Source organism: Arsenophonus nasoniae DSM 15247 (assembly GCF_000429565.1).
GTDB classification, from domain to species: domain Bacteria; phylum Pseudomonadota; class Gammaproteobacteria; order Enterobacterales; family Enterobacteriaceae; genus Arsenophonus; species Arsenophonus nasoniae.
In genome coordinates this window covers 1-16,297 of the sequence record NZ_AUCC01000017.1, presented here as the reverse complement: position 1 = coordinate 16,297, position 16,297 = coordinate 1, and the positions used below count along the sequence as shown (strand labels likewise).

The 16,297-nt window shown below is 30.0% G+C and carries 17 protein-coding genes; 16 read left to right on the top strand and 1 reads right to left on the bottom strand.

The genetic code is table 11. The annotated features are described in order from the left end of the window. The first annotated feature begins 7 nt into the window (after nucleotides 1-7). The 16 genes from G468_RS0105945 (at nucleotide 8) to G468_RS0105870 (ending at nucleotide 15,493) form a co-directional block, all read left to right on the top strand. The gene (locus tag G468_RS0105945; RefSeq protein WP_026822346.1) at nucleotides 8-1,099 is read left to right on the top strand and encodes a hypothetical protein; all 1,092 of its coding nucleotides are present in this window, start codon (nucleotides 8-10) and stop codon (nucleotides 1,097-1,099) included. Nucleotides 1,100-1,215: 116 nt separating this feature from the next. Next, the gene (locus tag G468_RS0105940) at nucleotides 1,216-2,340 is read left to right on the top strand and encodes an IpaD/SipD/SspD family type III secretion system needle tip protein (protein ID WP_026822345.1); all 1,125 of its coding nucleotides are present in this window, start codon (nucleotides 1,216-1,218) and stop codon (nucleotides 2,338-2,340) included. A 16-nt stretch (nucleotides 2,341-2,356) separates the two neighbouring features. Beyond that, nucleotides 2,357-3,478 carry a hypothetical protein gene (locus G468_RS0105935; protein ID WP_026822344.1) on the top strand — a complete coding sequence of 374 codons (1,122 nt, stop codon included), beginning with the start codon at nucleotides 2,357-2,359 and terminating at the stop codon, nucleotides 3,476-3,478. 234 nt (nucleotides 3,479-3,712) lie between these two features. Then, on the top strand, nucleotides 3,713-3,949 hold the full coding sequence (locus tag G468_RS19885) for an acyl carrier protein (RefSeq protein ID WP_034249403.1): 237 nt from the start codon (nucleotides 3,713-3,715) through the stop codon (nucleotides 3,947-3,949). A gap of 142 nt (nucleotides 3,950-4,091) precedes the next feature. Further along, nucleotides 4,092-5,270 (top strand): PrgH/EprH family type III secretion apparatus protein, encoded by a 1,179-nt coding sequence (locus G468_RS0105925; protein WP_026822343.1) that lies wholly within the window; start codon nucleotides 4,092-4,094, stop codon nucleotides 5,268-5,270. 12 nt (nucleotides 5,271-5,282) lie between these two features. Beyond that, complete coding sequence (sctF, locus tag G468_RS0105920; RefSeq protein ID WP_081700630.1) at nucleotides 5,283-5,594, top strand: type III secretion system needle filament subunit SctF; 312 nt, start codon at nucleotides 5,283-5,285, stop codon at nucleotides 5,592-5,594. 37 nt (nucleotides 5,595-5,631) lie between these two features. Beyond that, complete coding sequence (gene sctI, locus G468_RS19880) at nucleotides 5,632-5,931, top strand: type III secretion system inner rod subunit SctI (RefSeq protein ID WP_051296970.1); 300 nt, start codon at nucleotides 5,632-5,634, stop codon at nucleotides 5,929-5,931. Nucleotide 5,932: 1 nt separating this feature from the next. Beyond that, a complete protein-coding gene (sctJ, locus tag G468_RS19875; RefSeq protein ID WP_051296969.1) occupies nucleotides 5,933-6,724 on the top strand; it encodes a type III secretion system inner membrane ring lipoprotein SctJ in 792 nt (263 codons plus the stop codon). Further along, entirely contained in the window at nucleotides 6,725-7,279 is a 555-nt protein-coding gene (locus G468_RS0105905; protein WP_026822341.1) for a hypothetical protein, read from the top strand. Continuing rightward, entirely contained in the window at nucleotides 7,260-7,925 is a 666-nt protein-coding gene (locus G468_RS0105900) for a hypothetical protein (protein ID WP_026822340.1), read from the top strand. Before G468_RS0105905 ends, G468_RS0105900 begins: the two co-directional genes overlap by 20 nt. Further along, nucleotides 7,903-8,124 (top strand): hypothetical protein, encoded by a 222-nt coding sequence (locus tag G468_RS0105895; protein WP_026822339.1) that lies wholly within the window; start codon nucleotides 7,903-7,905, stop codon nucleotides 8,122-8,124. Before G468_RS0105900 ends, G468_RS0105895 begins: the two co-directional genes overlap by 23 nt. After that, nucleotides 8,125-8,667, top strand: coding sequence for a hypothetical protein (locus tag G468_RS0105890; protein WP_026822338.1), 543 nt, complete (start codon nucleotides 8,125-8,127; stop codon nucleotides 8,665-8,667). It abuts the gene before it with no gap. A 172-nt stretch (nucleotides 8,668-8,839) separates the two neighbouring features. Then, entirely contained in the window at nucleotides 8,840-9,118 is a 279-nt protein-coding gene (locus G468_RS19870) for a helix-turn-helix domain-containing protein (RefSeq protein ID WP_051296968.1), read from the top strand. Nucleotides 9,119-9,500: 382 nt separating this feature from the next. Beyond that, nucleotides 9,501-12,689 (top strand): hypothetical protein, encoded by a 3,189-nt coding sequence (locus G468_RS0105880; RefSeq protein WP_026822337.1) that lies wholly within the window; start codon nucleotides 9,501-9,503, stop codon nucleotides 12,687-12,689. Nucleotides 12,690-12,707: 18 nt separating this feature from the next. After that, nucleotides 12,708-13,673 carry a hypothetical protein gene (locus tag G468_RS0105875; protein ID WP_135677487.1) on the top strand — a complete coding sequence of 322 codons (966 nt, stop codon included), beginning with the start codon at nucleotides 12,708-12,710 and terminating at the stop codon, nucleotides 13,671-13,673. Between the two features lie 548 nt (nucleotides 13,674-14,221). Continuing rightward, nucleotides 14,222-15,493: a glycoside hydrolase family 68 protein gene (locus G468_RS0105870; RefSeq protein ID WP_026822335.1), complete on the top strand. Its 1,272-nt coding sequence runs from the start codon at nucleotides 14,222-14,224 to the stop codon at nucleotides 15,491-15,493. 474 nt (nucleotides 15,494-15,967) lie between these two features. Here G468_RS0105870 and G468_RS22315 read toward each other — a convergent pair. Then, nucleotides 15,968-16,297 (bottom strand): terminase TerL endonuclease subunit (locus G468_RS22315; RefSeq protein WP_248604875.1); only part of this gene is annotated, 330 nt, incomplete at its 5' end.

The window sequence follows — 16,297 nt, the reverse complement described above, 5'->3', positions numbered from 1 at the left end:
GGAAAATATGACAGCAATAAGTAATTCTGATAATAAAGCTATCTCATACCCAACTAATCCTAATATTGATGATGTAGAGAGTATTTCTAATACGGAAAAACCTTCTTTAGCTGGATCTGCGCCAACAGCAGCTAATATAAAAAATATAATAAATAATATAAATATAACAGACGATGAATTAGTAAAACCTGTATTACGAAAACCTGTCAAGATTGGTGGAAAAGATTTAGCTAGTGATGTAAAAGACGCTGTTGAAAGCTTACTCGCTAAGGTTGAAAATCGCTCAGAATTATTTAACTTTTTGCAATCAGTTAAAGATAAAGAAGGGCTTATCAACATTGATGATAACATAAATGATAGCAATCATTTTGAGATCACCCGATTGGCTAATGGCTATACCGGTAACCTGGATAAATTAATTCAGGCAATGTTGATGGCGGCTTTAACTCAGTTAGAAACGCGTCGTCATTTAGCCAATATGGAGGTAAAGATCGCCTATGATTCAATTAAATCAAGTGCTAATAATATGGTTGAAGCGGCGCAGGAAGGGAAAAAACAAGCAATGATAACAGCAGGGGTTTCCATTACCATGGCTGGTCTTGGTACTTTTGGGTCAATTAAAAGTTTATCTAAACAAAATTCGTCATTGAAACTTCATGATACTCAAGCCGTTAAATTAAATGCAGATGCAATAGAGCAGCGAAATGCGGCCTACAATGCATCTCGTGCCGGTACAGATAATGACACGGCAGCAGTTTTTATGGCTCAATCACAGGAATCTCAAACCCAAGCACAGATGTTTCAGTTAACTGGACGAGAAACGCAAAATCAGGCGCAAAAAGGTTTAGTGGCGGCAAATGCGCTAAATCAAAATTCAGCCGTGGTAGGCCAGATGGCCGGACAGCAGAATGCAACAGTGCAGGCAGAAAAATCAGCGCAATCGCAGGTTGATTTGGCAAAAGAACGTGCCTTTAGTGACATAGCGCAAATCTCTAAAAAAGCCCAAGATGAATTTCAAGCATTATTAAAACAAATATTAATGTCGCTCTCGGAAGAATGTCAACGTAGAGCGCAAACTTGTCGATCTATTATTGGATAATATGTTTCTGACATTTGAGATAAAAAGTAATCTGCTAGACTAATACGACTGAAATTTAAGGCGAATATTAAGCGCCCTGATTAGAATTTTTAGTCAAGCTCCTTACAGGTATGAAAATGGAAATTAATAATCCCGTTTTAAATAAGGCATCATTTTTTTATAAAAATGATGATAATGGTGATAATACAAATAGTCATTATTCCCAAGCAAGTCATAGCAAAACGGTTATTGCTAATCAGGATGTTGAATTAAATCAACTAGAATATTTGCGTAACCGTAATGAAGATTTAGTTAGGAAAAATAAAAAGTTAATTCAGGCAATGGAAACTCCGGCAGGGAGTGAAAAAGCAAATCAGCAGGCAGAAAAGATAAATAATAATGAACGTTTGTTGTCATTTGCAGACGCCCTGCGTGGTGGCCAACAAATAGAAAGTCAGGAAATAGCATCGTATTTGGATATCCTTGATTATGAGGGAAAAAACAGAGAAGTGACTGCTAGAAAAATTAGAAAAATGCGTAGTGCAATAGATAAATATACAGAAGAAAATATACCTGGTGCCAAAAATTCATTATTTAATAATACTAATGCTTCTCAGATTAAATCAAGCCGAGAAATCGCTATAAGCTTATATGAAAGTATTACTAATATTAATAAAGATTATTTAAAAGTTTTTCAGGATAGCGCTAAATCTTATGCGGATGCGCTAAGAGAACTTAATGAAATACTTGCCTCATTTAAAGATGCTATTAAAACTGATAAAGATACGATTGAATTTAAGTTTGATGAAACAAAAAAGATAATTGATAAGCTTATAGCGCTAAAAGACAAATATAAAGATAGAAGGCTGGTACCCGCTGAAGGTTATCTAAAAAATCAAGGTGAGGCGGAGGCATGGTTTAGACAGCTTGGTTTGAATAACAAAAAATGCATCTTTGATGACGGAAAAAATATTTATCTTAAAATGGATATAAGCTTTATTGATGAAATAATCAACCAGTTTCCAAAGGTTAGCGATAAAAAAGGTGAAAAAAAATTTTTATCAGATGTTAAATATAATTCAGCACGGTGGGCGGCATGGCAATCTGGTTTCGACCAATTTAAAACAGAAGCACAAACCATTTCACAAACGGTGACGCAGAAATATTCAAATGCGAATGCTATTTACGATAATGTTATTAAAATATTGACCAATACAATTAGGGAATTACAAGAATCGAATAAATCATTTCTTACTATTTAATAATTGGAGAGGAGTTATGCCTAATCCATCTTGTATTAGTAAAGCTAGTTTAACCGCAAATTTTAGTCAGCCCATAGATCCAACTAATTATCCTGAAGATACATCAAATGTGTACGTAAGTAAGATCCTGAAAGTTAGTAATAGTAATAAAGATTCGATAGCGGGTATTGTGTATCCTAAACAACCTAATATAGTGGTTAACCATAGAATTGATAGTAATATTGATAAGAGTGATACTGTTTCATTAAGTGAACGTATATATGAAGCTAAGATTAAAATGCCAGATCAAAAAACAGCAATAGTGATGAGTTTTGATCGTCAATTAGATCGATTAGAAAAGAGCAGTCAGTTAATTTTAAATCGGTGCATGGAGATATTCAAAAAACATTCTTTTAACCAACTAAACAAAAAACAAAAAGAATATCTCTATATTTTTATTGCGTTAAATAATTTTATATTAACATCAAATTTAGTTAAGAATAATAAAAAGAAAATATATGAAGAATTTAATGATTTTTTTAAAAAAGTAGTAGATTATAAATGTGATATAAGCATATTAAATGGCACAACCACTAGCTACGTAAAAGATACGCTTAAATTCCAAAAAATGGCTAAATATTTATTAACTAGATATAGCGAAACTATAAATAAAAATGGATTATCATTTGCTGATTATATCAAAGAGCTTGCATTAACAGAATTATATGCTCATTTTAAGCAATATGGTATAGAGCATAGAATAATTGATAGTGAAATAGAAAATGGACAGCTTTTTTCAGCAGGATTTAATATTTTTTATGATAAAAGAATGCTAACTATCAATAATGAAGCAGATATTTTAATGCGCTTTAATAATATAGTTAATTGTGAATTTATTGCTTTTAATTCATTAAATTTTTCAAACAAATATGGTATAGAAGCAGCCGCTGCTAGTGATATTACACAAAATCACCATAATGATAATTTTTGTACCCAATCAATTGAAAATAATAAAGGTATTTTTCAACAACTATCAGATGAAGCGAGTGCTCCGCTTGAAACATTGGCAACTAATTTTCAAAATGTTAAATATATTATGGGATGGAAGCCAGAGTATCGATTAGAATTTCAACCGGAATATAATCCCAAAAATACTTAATTTGTCAATTGTTATTGTTGAATTATATAAATAATTAAAGTTATATTAGTAAAAATGTAGTTAAAATTTTATTTTATAAATAAAACAATTTATTTGCTTAATAATTATAATTTAAAAATATCAAATTTAATAAAATAGTGCTCTGTTTTATAATATAGTACTATATTATTTTTAATAAATTTTTTTACTATCTACGTTGAGATAATATAATACATAGATAATTTAGGTTTTAAAATGATAAATAATATTATTGCAAAAAGTTTCAATTTATCCATTGCAGAAATTTCAGCAGAAATGCATTTAATATATGATTGTATGGCTGATTCTTTAATGTTAATAGATTTATTTATTGAGCTAGAAAATTATTATCAGATAAATTTCACCCGTAAAGATATTGAAAATATAGAAACTGTTGGTGATATCTATAATTTTTTAGGTTTATCTGAATTAGTTTTAAATAAAAAAAATTAATTACATTAGTAAATATTACATGGTTTATTTTTTTATTTGCTAATTATCATTATAATTTGATGATTATCTGATTATGCTTTTTTTTGTAAAAAAATGTATTGTAGTCAAAAGTAATAATTAGATAAGTATTAACTGTATGGAGATGAATAAAGATAAACAACTTGTTTTTAGGATCCTAAATGGAAAACTAGCTGGGTGTGAATTTTTGCTTGATAATCTTCATACTGTTTTTATGGTCACAAATGATAACACTATTGAGACGATACATAAGGGAACCTCATATCCAAATAACCTTATTTATATTCCTTATATTGATCGTGAATATAGTTTTGAAATAATTATTGAAAATAATACATTAAATGCTAATGGTAATATTATTGTTAGGGAAATCAGTAATGAAAATGTAAATAATGAAAAAAGTATTATCTTGAATGAAATAAACCATGTTAACGACCTTTCATTTGCGATTCGTAACATAGGTGATAGCTTTAGTGAAGAGGTTTTACATTACCGTTACCCGATTATTGATATAACGGCAGAGAGATTTTCTCCAGTCAAGAAAAATTATTTAGCCATTACATTATTTTTTTTATTGATATCATTAGTGATAGGTATTTGCGCTTATTTTTATTTTACTAGTGAACAAAGAAAAATATCTAAGCTTTCTGTTTTATTGCGTAATGATTTAGAACATTATCGAATAAGTTATGGGCAGGATAACATTATATATCTGTTAGCAAACAAAGAACGTTATGTATATCATGCTATAAAGTTATTAAATAATAGCGATGATGCTAGTCAAGTGAAAGTATTGTCAAAAAAAAAGCAAATAAGAGCTCTTTCTAGCTGGTTAAGAAAAAATTTTCCGCTAGTTTATTTTCATGCTATTGAGCTGGATAAAGCTGAGCAGCCAGTCCTATCACTTAGTAAAGAAAGGGCAAGCTTAACAGATAAAGAAAAATCTTATCTGATCAAAAAATTAAAAAAAGATTTTTTATTTATAAAAAATGTAGTTTTTAAGTCGATCAGCGATAAGTATATTGAAAATATTTCAGAAAATGGAATTAAAAAACTAAAAATAAATTATAAAAAAATTGTCTCTAAAAATAGTATTACTTTTTTTATCTTAGATAATTTAAGTGATCAGGAAATACAGTCAATAAAACTATTTATTAATAATTTTTATCAAAATTGGGGAAAAAATTATATTTATTTTACTATTGAGTTAAATAGTGACTGGCTACAAGATAAATCTTTTAGGTATGGTAGTAAAAATTATATACGTACTTCTCCATTTCACTATTATTTTAATAAAAATTAACAGGAGGTTTATATGGCGGCAACAATTGGCAGTAGCAACGTTAATAAAGCTAATACTGGTCACAAACAAGAGAAATTTGATGCAACACAGTCTGTTGGTGGTTATCTGGTTAAAACAGCGGCAAGCTTTGATAATGGTGTGAAAGAAATGAATACCGCTCTTAATAACACCTTAGGTGAATTAACTAAGGATCCATCAAATCCGATGCTGTTAGCTAAATATCAATCTCTACTTTCTGAATATACTCTGTATCGTAATCTCCAATCTAACGTAATAAAAGCGCTTAAAGATGTTGATAACAATATTATTTCCAATTTCCGTTAAAATTAATGGAAAAATATTTTTTTATTAAGAGTGATTTATGATAACAAAAATTATTAATTCTTTTGTTAGTAATCATATTACTGATATTGTTAAGTTACATCCTGGTTTGGACGGCTTAGATAATTATTTAATAGCGCATTTTGCTAGGCTATCTCATACAACCAAAATGGAATACGAACAAATATTGAATATAGCAAATAACCCAGCAAATTATTCGGATCCAAAGTGTTTAAGTTATCTTCAACAAAGGACGGCAGATTATAATTTACGCCTTTCTCTGTTACAAACGCTCTCTCGCAAAGGAGTAACCGCGGTTGAAACATTATTAAAAACCTAGTATGAAAAAATTTTATCTCAACTTAATTTTGTTATTGCTGTTATTAACCGGTTGTAATCAACAGGAATTACTTAAAAATTTGGATCAAAATCAAGCTAATGAAGTGATAGCTTTATTACAACAAAATAATATTGATGCTTATAAAAAAGAGAGCGCAAAATCGGGTTATATTATTTATATTGAAAAAGAAGATTTTATTCCGGCGGTAGATTTGATTAATCGTTACGGTTTACCACGTAAACCCAGATTAGAAATTGCGCAAATGTTTCCGTCTGATAGCTTAGTATCATCACCGTTAGCTGAAAAAGCACGCCTCTATTCAGGTATTGAACAGAGGTTGGCACAATCTTTACATTCTATTGAAGGCATCGTAACGGCTCATGTGCATATTAGCTATGAGTTAAATAGTCTTGAAAATAAAAAAGAGCACAAATATCATGTCTCGGCATTAATTAAATATAATGATACGATCAAGGATGTAAACCTATTAATTAACGATATAAAAAGATTTTTAAAAAATAGTGTAAATGGCGTAAGTTATGATGATATTTCTGTAGTTACCACAGAAATGGAACAGATAAATCGATTAAAATCAATATCCAATCATCAGGGTACAACCTCTAGTTTTATATGGTTATTTTTTGCTAATATTTTTATTATCTTAATTATCTGTTTTCTATTTTTCTTGATAAATAAAAATAGAAAGGTACCAGCATTACTTACTATGAATAATAATTCTATGACAAATTTCATTAAAGAAAAACTTATTCTAAAAGATAGAAGTAATAAATAAATGGTTATGATGTCTAGTGATACAATTAATTTTTTCTTATATGATCCGATATCTTGGATGCATAGCGATCATTTTTCTCTTCCTGCAATTTTTAATAATAAAGCTTGTCGGTCGATTTTTAATAGTGTAGTAATAAATTTTTATTCCCTGCCGATTGATAGCACTTTTAATTGCAACCATATCGAAAGATATATTATAAAAAATTGGAATGTAATATTGGAAGTTTCCTTTATGTTAGCTTGTTTACGCTATCGTTCACTATTATTTCGCAGTGGAAAAATAGTAAAATTAGATGAAAGTATAAGAAATTTTTGTGAGTTAAATATTATTGATGATTTCGTGTTTGTCGCAAAAAACAATTTTTCTGATATTGATTTATGGTTATTGGCCAGAAAAGAAATATATATATATCAAGATTATTTGTCAGATACAGTAATGAAAAGATTGGCGATATTATTTCCTCGAATAGACAATGATGATTATAACTTCGCTAAAATAAATCCGCAATTTAATTTATTAAAATTGGCTGTTCAATATGCAAAAAGATATCAATAGTCTCAATATAATAGATAATGTCTTATTAAAAAAAGAGATATTGACTGAACATAATAAAGCATTTTCAATTACTGAAAAGTCTAAAAATTATGCCGAGGCTATAGTCAAAAATGCAGTTAAAGAGTCGGATAGAGTAAGCAAAGAAGCATTTTTAATTGGCTACAAAGCTGGGTTAAAGAGTATAATTGACAATATTATCTGTTATTTTAAAAATTCTGATGATATTTATCATGCAATTCAGCAAAAAGTACTAAATCAAATTAATCAATGTTTAAATAAGATTATTGATGATGAAAAATTAGTTGCTTATTTTATCAATAGCTGTTTAGCTAGTTTTTCTAATAATTTAGAGAAAGATGAACTTATTATTATTCAGCCAGAATTATATAAAAAGTTAGACTATAAAATTGTTAATTGTATTGAGTTCAAACAAGAAAATATTATTTTTGATTATCATGCTGAAAACTATTTTCTTATTAAATATAAAGATAATATGATTAGACTTGAACATAACTTGATATTAGAACATATAAATTTATCTATACAAGAAAAATATTTTTATAAAGAAATGATCGAAAATATTGATCAACTTATCGATAATCTTTCACTTTTAGGAAAAAACCATGAAAATTCCGATGATGAATAATATTATGTCATCTATTATAGAATCTCCTATTACCGAAACAACTAAATCATTAGATGATAGATTAAAAGAAAATGGAAAAGCTACAAATTATCATGATTCCTGCACGGTAAATAAAAAAACTGGCGTAGATCCCCTTTTCTATAGTCAACTACGTGAACTATATGAAAAAGCTGAAGAAAGCGAAAAGGAAGGATTATAAATGGTAGGTAAAACAATTTTTATTTATCTTATCATATTTTTTTCTTGCATTATCAGTGGTTGCCATACTTTTCCTGATCAGAATATTTCACCAATTAGCGGTTTAAATAACAATCTAGAATGTGCAAAGGTAAAAGGTAATTTCAATAAATTTACACCGATTGTTTTGTATAAGGGAATGGTCGATTGTATAAAAATTAATCAATATAAAAATGGTATGTTTCTTTATTTATTAGCCGGAAGTTATACCTATTACGATGCCAATCGTATAAATACTTTTTATGCCAGAAAAGTTCATCATGATTTATTGACTGAAAATTTAGCTTTTTTAACAAAAGCTGAATATAACTCCTTTTGGATTATTTTAAATAAATTTATGCAGCAAGATAAGCAGAAAAGGATGATCTGTAGCAAAATTGAGCAAGTTGGAGCACCTGATTATCAACCCATTTATATGTTGAGAAATAAAGTTAGTACCATCTCACGGTATGAGATTGATTATGTTTTATTTAAAAAAAGTTTAAATAATTACATGAATTGTTAATATAAATAGTTGACAGCTCTTTTTTATAAAAAATAACTTGTTTATCATAAGTTAGCCTTTTATTTTATTTAAATATTATATTTTAGTATTTATTAATTTTCTCATCATGATTATGATTAATATTTAAGTTAATATAACTTCATGCTAAATGTCTCATTTGATGGTGAATATTATGGATTGTATAAATTATAATATTGGACAAATGATAAGAAAAAAAAGACAAAAATTGCAAATTTCAGCCGCAGATCTGTCAGCCTTATTAGGTATTAGCCAACAGCATCTTTCTCGCTATGAAAGAGGTGAAGTTAGGATTAATGTTGAATGGTTGATTAAAGTTTCAAGGGTACTAGATATCGCTATAGAAAGTTATTTTGTTAATTCAAGAATTAATTTTTGGGAGGATTATTATAGTATGGGAAATTGTTTAATGGTAACTAAAAATAAACGTTAGTATATGTTCAGTTTATTTTGAACGGTCTATTAAAATTAAAAATTAAGATAATATTGCTATAATTTATAAATAGAATCTTCTTCGTCTCTACAAAAAAATAAACTATATCTTTATTTTTCTTTTTAATAACCAATACAGTGTTATTATCCCCATTTTTTGATAGAAAATGGGGGTTTTTATTGGTTTTAGCTAAATTTACACCAGTATAATTATATTATATTTGGCTTAATTGTATTGAATAAATTATTCCTATTTGCTAGATAACTATTTGATAATATAAGGAAATATATGTTTTCTGACGGTTATTCTTCTATTGCTAATTATTATTTTATAAAAGTAATTTTATTTTTAAAAATAATTTGTTGTTTAATCGAGATATTTTATGGAAATAACTTCTAGTCGTATTACAAATATAAATCCTGGCAAATTAGACACGGACAATGAGAGTAATAATAAGCTAAAGAAAGACAAATTAGCAAAACATATATTAGATGAAAAACCGACGACGGTGATATCGTCAGATAGTGCGCTTGAAATCACTGATCATTTTGAAATGATGAATGCAAGGAGTGCTCAGCGCGCAGAAAATATACGCAATACACAAGTAAAGAAAACAATTTCAAGCGAAATTCTTGTTGATATTCTAAATTTAATTAATGCTGCTGACAATAATATCAAACATCTAAATAACATAACTGGGTTGGATTATTATGTTACAGTCAAAGATAAAATTGATACCAAAAAATTACAACTAGAAAATTGTCGACAGCAATTAACGGTATTAAAAACAGATGAACAGAAATATAAAATAATACAAAATGAAATATTTGGAATTGAAAATGATATTGAAGTTTGTCGTAAAGTATTGTTGATAGCAGAAAAATCCACTCGTGTTCATCAACTAAGTACACTAGGCTTTTCAATAAACACAATTCCTATTTTTCGGTTTATTCAAGCGTTAAGCAATACAATTGCAAAAAATTTTCATTATTCCTTTTCCGCCGATAGTAATAAAGCATTTATTTATGGATTAGATAATATTATTAGTTTAATCGATCAAACTGATAAATGTGTTTCTGATCACTATTTAAATATGATAGAAGCATTATATGAAAATAAATTAAAAAGTATAGTAAAAACACCGATACATTTTAATAAAGAAAATCTGATTCAGCATATAATTATACTTAATGTAGACGGTTGGAAAAATAAAACTGTGGCAGAAAAAGCAGAAGTATATGAAATGATTAATGCAGCAAATAAAATAATAACAAGACTTAATAGAGGTAAAGCTAAAATTAATCCAGAAATAGAAACATTAAATATTTATGCAATATCTGTTTTAGCCTCTATTTATGAAACTGATGCACACGTGTTTGGTAAATTAACATTAGATGATATTACATCAACTGAGTATGTTTATAGTTATAAAGATCAAAATGGTAGAACACAAGTTGATACAACCACTATTCATGAATATATGTTACGACATATAAAAGAAATTGATTCTCCTTTATCAAAAAGAGATCATATTAAACTAAAATTTCCGGCTGAATTTCAACCTGGTTTAATTTATTATCTGGAAGAAGAGTGTGAAAATATTAAAGAACATTATTATTTTATTAAAAATTTTCAAAAGTTAGAACAAGAATTAAATGATATTAATAAATTAATACCAAGCTCAGCTGAATATTTAACTAATTTTTTATCTAATTTAGAAGCTAAATATCGGGTGCTACCTCTTTCTTTAACAGATGAAGTAGATTATAAAATAACTAAAGAAGGTTTAGGATCTTTAAGTAGTTTTGATCCAGTTAGCAAATACAAAAAATTTACAATATATGATATTCTTATAGGTTTGGACAGAAAATATATATCACAAGAATTAGGTTATATTAATTATTCTTTAAATAGAAAATTTCCACATAAATATAATAAAAAAATAATCGAAGAAATAGATTCAGTTGATATTCAAAATGATTATATTAATAAGATAGAACAATTAAAAAATAATGGTAATTCGAAAAATAATTTTTATCACTATATTGATACGTTACTTACTGTTTATAACAATAAAAATAAACCCTATTATCTTATCGAAAATTGCCCATCATTGTTAGTTTATGCACAGCATGAAATAATGGATCGCACTGGGAATGACCAAATTAATTATCAAAACCTCCATCCTGAGCATACTCCAATTAGTGTGATCTCGATTATTACCGGTCAACGTCTGCAATTTAGTTCATTACGTGATATGAAAAATAAAATAAAAGATAATAAAGAAATAAGTGCCTGGTTTAATTATCACTTTCCGCTAGCTCATAAAATGGCTGCTGCTGAATTAAGACTAATAAAGAAGGGTAAAGATTATTCTTATTTATATGAAAATATATTAGAAAAGTATCTGGCCGATATAGATGTATTAGTTTTTTCTCATAGTGAAGATAAAATATTTATCATATTGGAATATATTAAATTATTTATAGCACCTGTTTTTTTTATGAGCCCTGTAGCTGGATTTTTATATGGTAGTTTAATTTCTGTTTTACCTTTACTTGGCCAGGCTGCTAATAGTGATACTGAAGAAGAGCGCAATAATTATCTAAAACAAGCCGCCTTTGCGATGGCTTTAGAAGTTGCGGGTAGAGTCACTCTTGTGGTTTTAAAAAAGATAATTTCTAAGGCAGCGACGCTCTATGCCAAGACTAAATTAGCTAAAGATGTATTTGTTGCACCAAATAATATTGTGGATGATTTGACCCATTATGGCATAAATCGAACTGTTACAGCTAGTTTAGCGCTAGGAACAACAAGGATGACGTTGCAACCACAGAATATTAATAAAACTATGAGTTATATAGGATTGGCGCCGAGAAATCGCATAAGGGAGGCTATTCGCTCAAATATGTTGGCTGGGATAAAGTATGAATCAGCTGAACTTTACATTGCTGATATATTAAAACAAGCAAATATCATTACTGAACTACAAGAACGCTCATTAATAGAAAATTTAAAGAAGGCAAAACATTATACTGATTTTTTGCCTAATAGTGATTTATTTAATGATGTGCAAAAAATAACAACCATAGATGATCTTTTGCAAATTAAACAAGGACAACTTGTTGTTTTTACCAAAACAGTGACTAATACAGACAGGCCAGTACATGCGATGGTTAGTGTTGGTAATGGCCGTTTTGCCGGTATAAAAAATAGCCTATTAGATGCCAGTTTAGGTGATGGCAAGAAAATTATTACGGCAGAACAACTAGGTCAATTTGAAGGTGGTATTTTAAAACATTCTGGTTCATTGGAAGTCGGTGGATTAAATGTCTGGGCCGGTTATCCCAAAGGCGCAAAATACAGCTATGGTCAACCAATAGAGCAGGTTGCTAAAAAATTAGCCTCAGAGCCGATGGCAGATTCAGCAAAATGTATTGCTGAACTATTAGAGCAATCAGGTGAGTTATCTTCCGAGCAAGCATTGGTATTCTATAGTGTGGCGAAATCACTATATTCTTCCACTAATCATCAAAGAGCGTTACAACAATTGTTGACTCAGCAAAAATAAATTAATCATTATTCAGAATTGGCGTCATTACCTAAAGGTAGCCTAGTTGCTTTTCACGAAAATAATTTTTCTGTTAAGAAATTAATGGTTAGCTTGGGTGATGGAAAATTTGCCATTAGGCATACCGATCGTTTGGAATTGGTTTTTGGTGGTAATTTTACCCAACTGGCTGATGGTAAATTTGGTCCCTATCAAGTAACGGCAGGTAAGGTTAACTTATTGGCGATGCGACAAGCGTCATTGTTAGGTAAAGATTCCATTTTTGGTTTAAAAGGTAATAAATTACTGATTAGGGCACATGGGGCACCATCGATTATTAATTATATGGATTCAATAGAATTTGCCAATGTTGTTAGAGGTTTAATGTTAAGAACACAAGATACGATTGATTTACGAAGTGTCGGCGCTATCGAGTTACAATCATGCTTTGGCGCTTATGGTAGGTATCCTTCTGGGCAGGTTTTAGCCAATGAATTAGGCAAAAAAGTCACAGCTTACCCGCTAACATACAGTGAAAAGATTGCGCAAAATCCCGAATGGTGGCGGCCATACCCTAAGACATTTATGCCAGCGAGTGATTTAAATTTTACCCAACAATGGCTAATTAATCAGCAACACATGCGCAATCATAACTTTTGGAATAAATTACTTGGACTCTACAAAAACGTTACAATGGTTAATAGTCGCCTTGCCCGGGCAGTAGAACATAATAAAGCGGACAACATTATTGAATCAATGACCCACGATATAGCAAAATTAGTGTTAAAAAAAATGAGCATTGATGATTTCTTACAATTGCATACAGAATATTATAGTGACGGTTTAACAGAGGTTCCGCCCGCTGGGATAAAGTTAGCATTAGAAACTTTATTGGCAAAGGATATACCGGGTAATGAACAAAGTTTTGCTGAACAGATAATTGCTGTTTTCTCGTTAAATAGATATTCATTTCAGTTATTGGATAACTATCTCTCTAATATATAATCGCCTTAACAGATGACAATATTATTAGCCGCTGTAGAGGTAACTGATAATAAATCTGCTTAGCCGTAAAAAATACAGACGCGTTGAATTCTGCTATCCATAACGATGATAGTAGAATCATTGCCGTTAAAAAGGTATTAAAGGTGTCTGGTGTTAAAACACTTTTCCGCTCGGATATCTTAGAAGATTGGTATGAAAATTTTTACTATTTAACGCTGGATATTGCGGTTAAGCATTAAAAGTTATTGCTGTGCTTGCAATAGGATAAATATCATTATCAATGACAGTGGCAAATTTTTTATTTAAATTTTTAAAAAAATACTTTTATTTTTTTAATTAAATTTTAAATTAAAAATAAACATTAAAATCAGCAAATAAAATTTGCCATATCTTTATCTATTAATGAAATAGTATTAGCTTTAATGCCAAATTAAAAACTATCAAAATTATCTTTACTAATTATTTTAATAAGTAACAAAATAAAGAAATGACTTTATTGAATTTTTTATTAATTGTGTTTTGTAAGATATTTATTTTGAGGATGAAAAATGACTAACCTAGCATTTAAAAGTAGTCGTTGGACTAGAGCGGATGTGCTTAAAGTTTGTATTGATGATCCAACAACAACGCAGCCACTTATTGATTATAATTTTCCGGTTATGGATGAAACGTTGTTTATCTGGGATACCATGCCGCTTAGAAAGTTAGATGGAACGATTGTTTCGGTTAATGGATGGTCAATCATTTTTACGTTAACGGCCGAAAGACGTCCAGATTTATTTAAATACGAAGATGGCCGCTACGATATAACGAGTGATTGGCATGATCGTCACGGTCGTGCTCGTATCTGCTTTTGGTATTCAAGAGATGGCCAAAGTTGGGAATTCGGTGGTCGAGTGATGCAAGAAGGGGTTTCACCTACTAGTAGAGAATGGGCTGGAACACCGATTCTTATGAATGATAAAGGTGAAATAGAGTTATATTATTCCTGTGTAACCCCTGGTGCATGCATGGCTAAAATTTGTGGTCGGGTTGTTACAACGAACAGTGATGTTAGAATGGTCGGTTTTGACGAAGTGAGCCAGCTATTCTCGGCGGATGGTTTTTATTATCAGACAGAAGAACAAAATCAATACTGGAATTTTCGCGATCCATGGCCTTTTATCGATCCTATCGATGGTAAGCTTTATATGGTTTTTGAAGCCAATGTAGCCGGTGAACGTGGTACACATATTATTACCAGTGATGATATGGGGGACATTCCGCCTGGATATGAAGAGGTTGGCGGGGCGCGTTTTCAGTGTGGTTGTATAGGAATTGCGGTAGCAACAGACAAATCTGGCGAAAACTGGCAGTTACTTCCGCCATTGGTCACTGCTGTGGGGGTGAATGATCAGACTGAACGACCGCATTATGTATTTAAAGACGGTAAATATTATTTGTTTACCGTCAGTCATCAGTACACTTATGCTGACGGTTTAAATGGACCTGATGGGGTATATGGTTTTGTTAGTAACAAGCTGACCGGACCTTATGAACCATTAAATGGCTCTGGATTAGTTCTTGGCAATCCATCGGCTCGCCCTTATCAAACTTACTCACATTATGTTATGCCCAATGGCTTAGTCACATCATTTATTGATAATATTCCTAATCCTAATATCGATGATGGTAAAGGACAATATCGCATTGGTGGAACTGAAGCACCAACGATCCAAGTCAAAATTGAAGGAAACCGTACATTTATGGTGAAAGAGTTTGGCTATGGTTATATTCCGCCGATGGAGAATATCGTCGTAAGAAAGAGATGTAGTGGTTAACTAGTTTTAGTTGCTAAATCTATTTTAAATTTTGTTCCGATGAATAGTAATTTAAGAATCGTATTTTCTGGTTAATTTGATATTTTCTGTTATTTAATTTATTAGTTTCAATTTATAGCTGGAAAATTAACCTATAACATTGAGTTGTTGCTTTTATACAGCTATTAGCTCATATCGATTAGTCAGTAAGAAAGATAAAATTATTTTGATAGATAATTTAGCATTGATGTAAAAGATTTTTACCTAATAGTCATTGAGAAATAAATATTTATTTGATTTATCAGAAAAGAACTAACCAATTAAATATAAATAAATGATAAATAATAATTTTTTGTTAAAAATAAAGGTAATTTAGCGTTACTATTTATATAGGTATTTATACGCAATACACCGAACGAGTCTATAAACAAAACACAACATGAGAACAAGATAAATAAAAAATAATCTTCAAAATACCTCATATCCATCAACCCGCTACACACCATCAAATGAAGCTAATCGTTGTTTCTGCTCATCGGTCAAACTAAAGGTAAAGTCCTCATGCTCTATCTGCCATGTGCCAAAACTCATCAGAAACGCTAAGGCCGGGTCGATTTTATTAGCCGATTTCTTCTTGTTCGGTTTAATATTGGCGTTTGCATCGGTTTCCATCACTACATTTGCGATCGCCCATGTTAAAACAGGGTCGCCGTTATGGTGGATATTCTGACGATTAACAAACACTTCTGCTGACTTGGCGACAGGGCTTAAACGCATATAGGTTTGTGGGAAGGGTTCAACATCTAAACCTGCACCCTGTAATTG

Coding starts and splice junctions, on each gene's coding strand:
- G468_RS0105890 (WP_026822338.1), top strand. CDS start 8,125: ATGGTAGGTAAAACAATTTTTATTTATCTTATCATATTTTTTTCTTGC.
- G468_RS0105880 (WP_026822337.1), top strand. CDS start 9,501: ATGGAAATAACTTCTAGTCGTATTACAAATATAAATCCTGGCAAATTA.
- G468_RS19885 (WP_034249403.1), top strand. CDS start 3,713: ATGATAAATAATATTATTGCAAAAAGTTTCAATTTATCCATTGCAGAA.
- G468_RS0105945 (WP_026822346.1), top strand. CDS start 8: ATGACAGCAATAAGTAATTCTGATAATAAAGCTATCTCATACCCAACT.
- G468_RS19870 (WP_051296968.1), top strand. CDS start 8,840: ATGGATTGTATAAATTATAATATTGGACAAATGATAAGAAAAAAAAGA.
- G468_RS0105870 (WP_026822335.1), top strand. CDS start 14,222: ATGACTAACCTAGCATTTAAAAGTAGTCGTTGGACTAGAGCGGATGTG.
- G468_RS0105940 (WP_026822345.1), top strand. CDS start 1,216: ATGGAAATTAATAATCCCGTTTTAAATAAGGCATCATTTTTTTATAAA.
- G468_RS0105905 (WP_026822341.1), top strand. CDS start 6,725: ATGGTTATGATGTCTAGTGATACAATTAATTTTTTCTTATATGATCCG.
- G468_RS0105900 (WP_026822340.1), top strand. CDS start 7,260: ATGCAAAAAGATATCAATAGTCTCAATATAATAGATAATGTCTTATTA.
- sctJ (WP_051296969.1), top strand. CDS start 5,933: ATGAAAAAATTTTATCTCAACTTAATTTTGTTATTGCTGTTATTAACC.
- G468_RS0105935 (WP_026822344.1), top strand. CDS start 2,357: ATGCCTAATCCATCTTGTATTAGTAAAGCTAGTTTAACCGCAAATTTT.
- G468_RS0105895 (WP_026822339.1), top strand. CDS start 7,903: ATGAAAATTCCGATGATGAATAATATTATGTCATCTATTATAGAATCT.
- sctI (WP_051296970.1), top strand. CDS start 5,632: ATGATAACAAAAATTATTAATTCTTTTGTTAGTAATCATATTACTGAT.
- sctF (WP_081700630.1), top strand. CDS start 5,283: ATGGCGGCAACAATTGGCAGTAGCAACGTTAATAAAGCTAATACTGGT.
- G468_RS0105925 (WP_026822343.1), top strand. CDS start 4,092: ATGAATAAAGATAAACAACTTGTTTTTAGGATCCTAAATGGAAAACTA.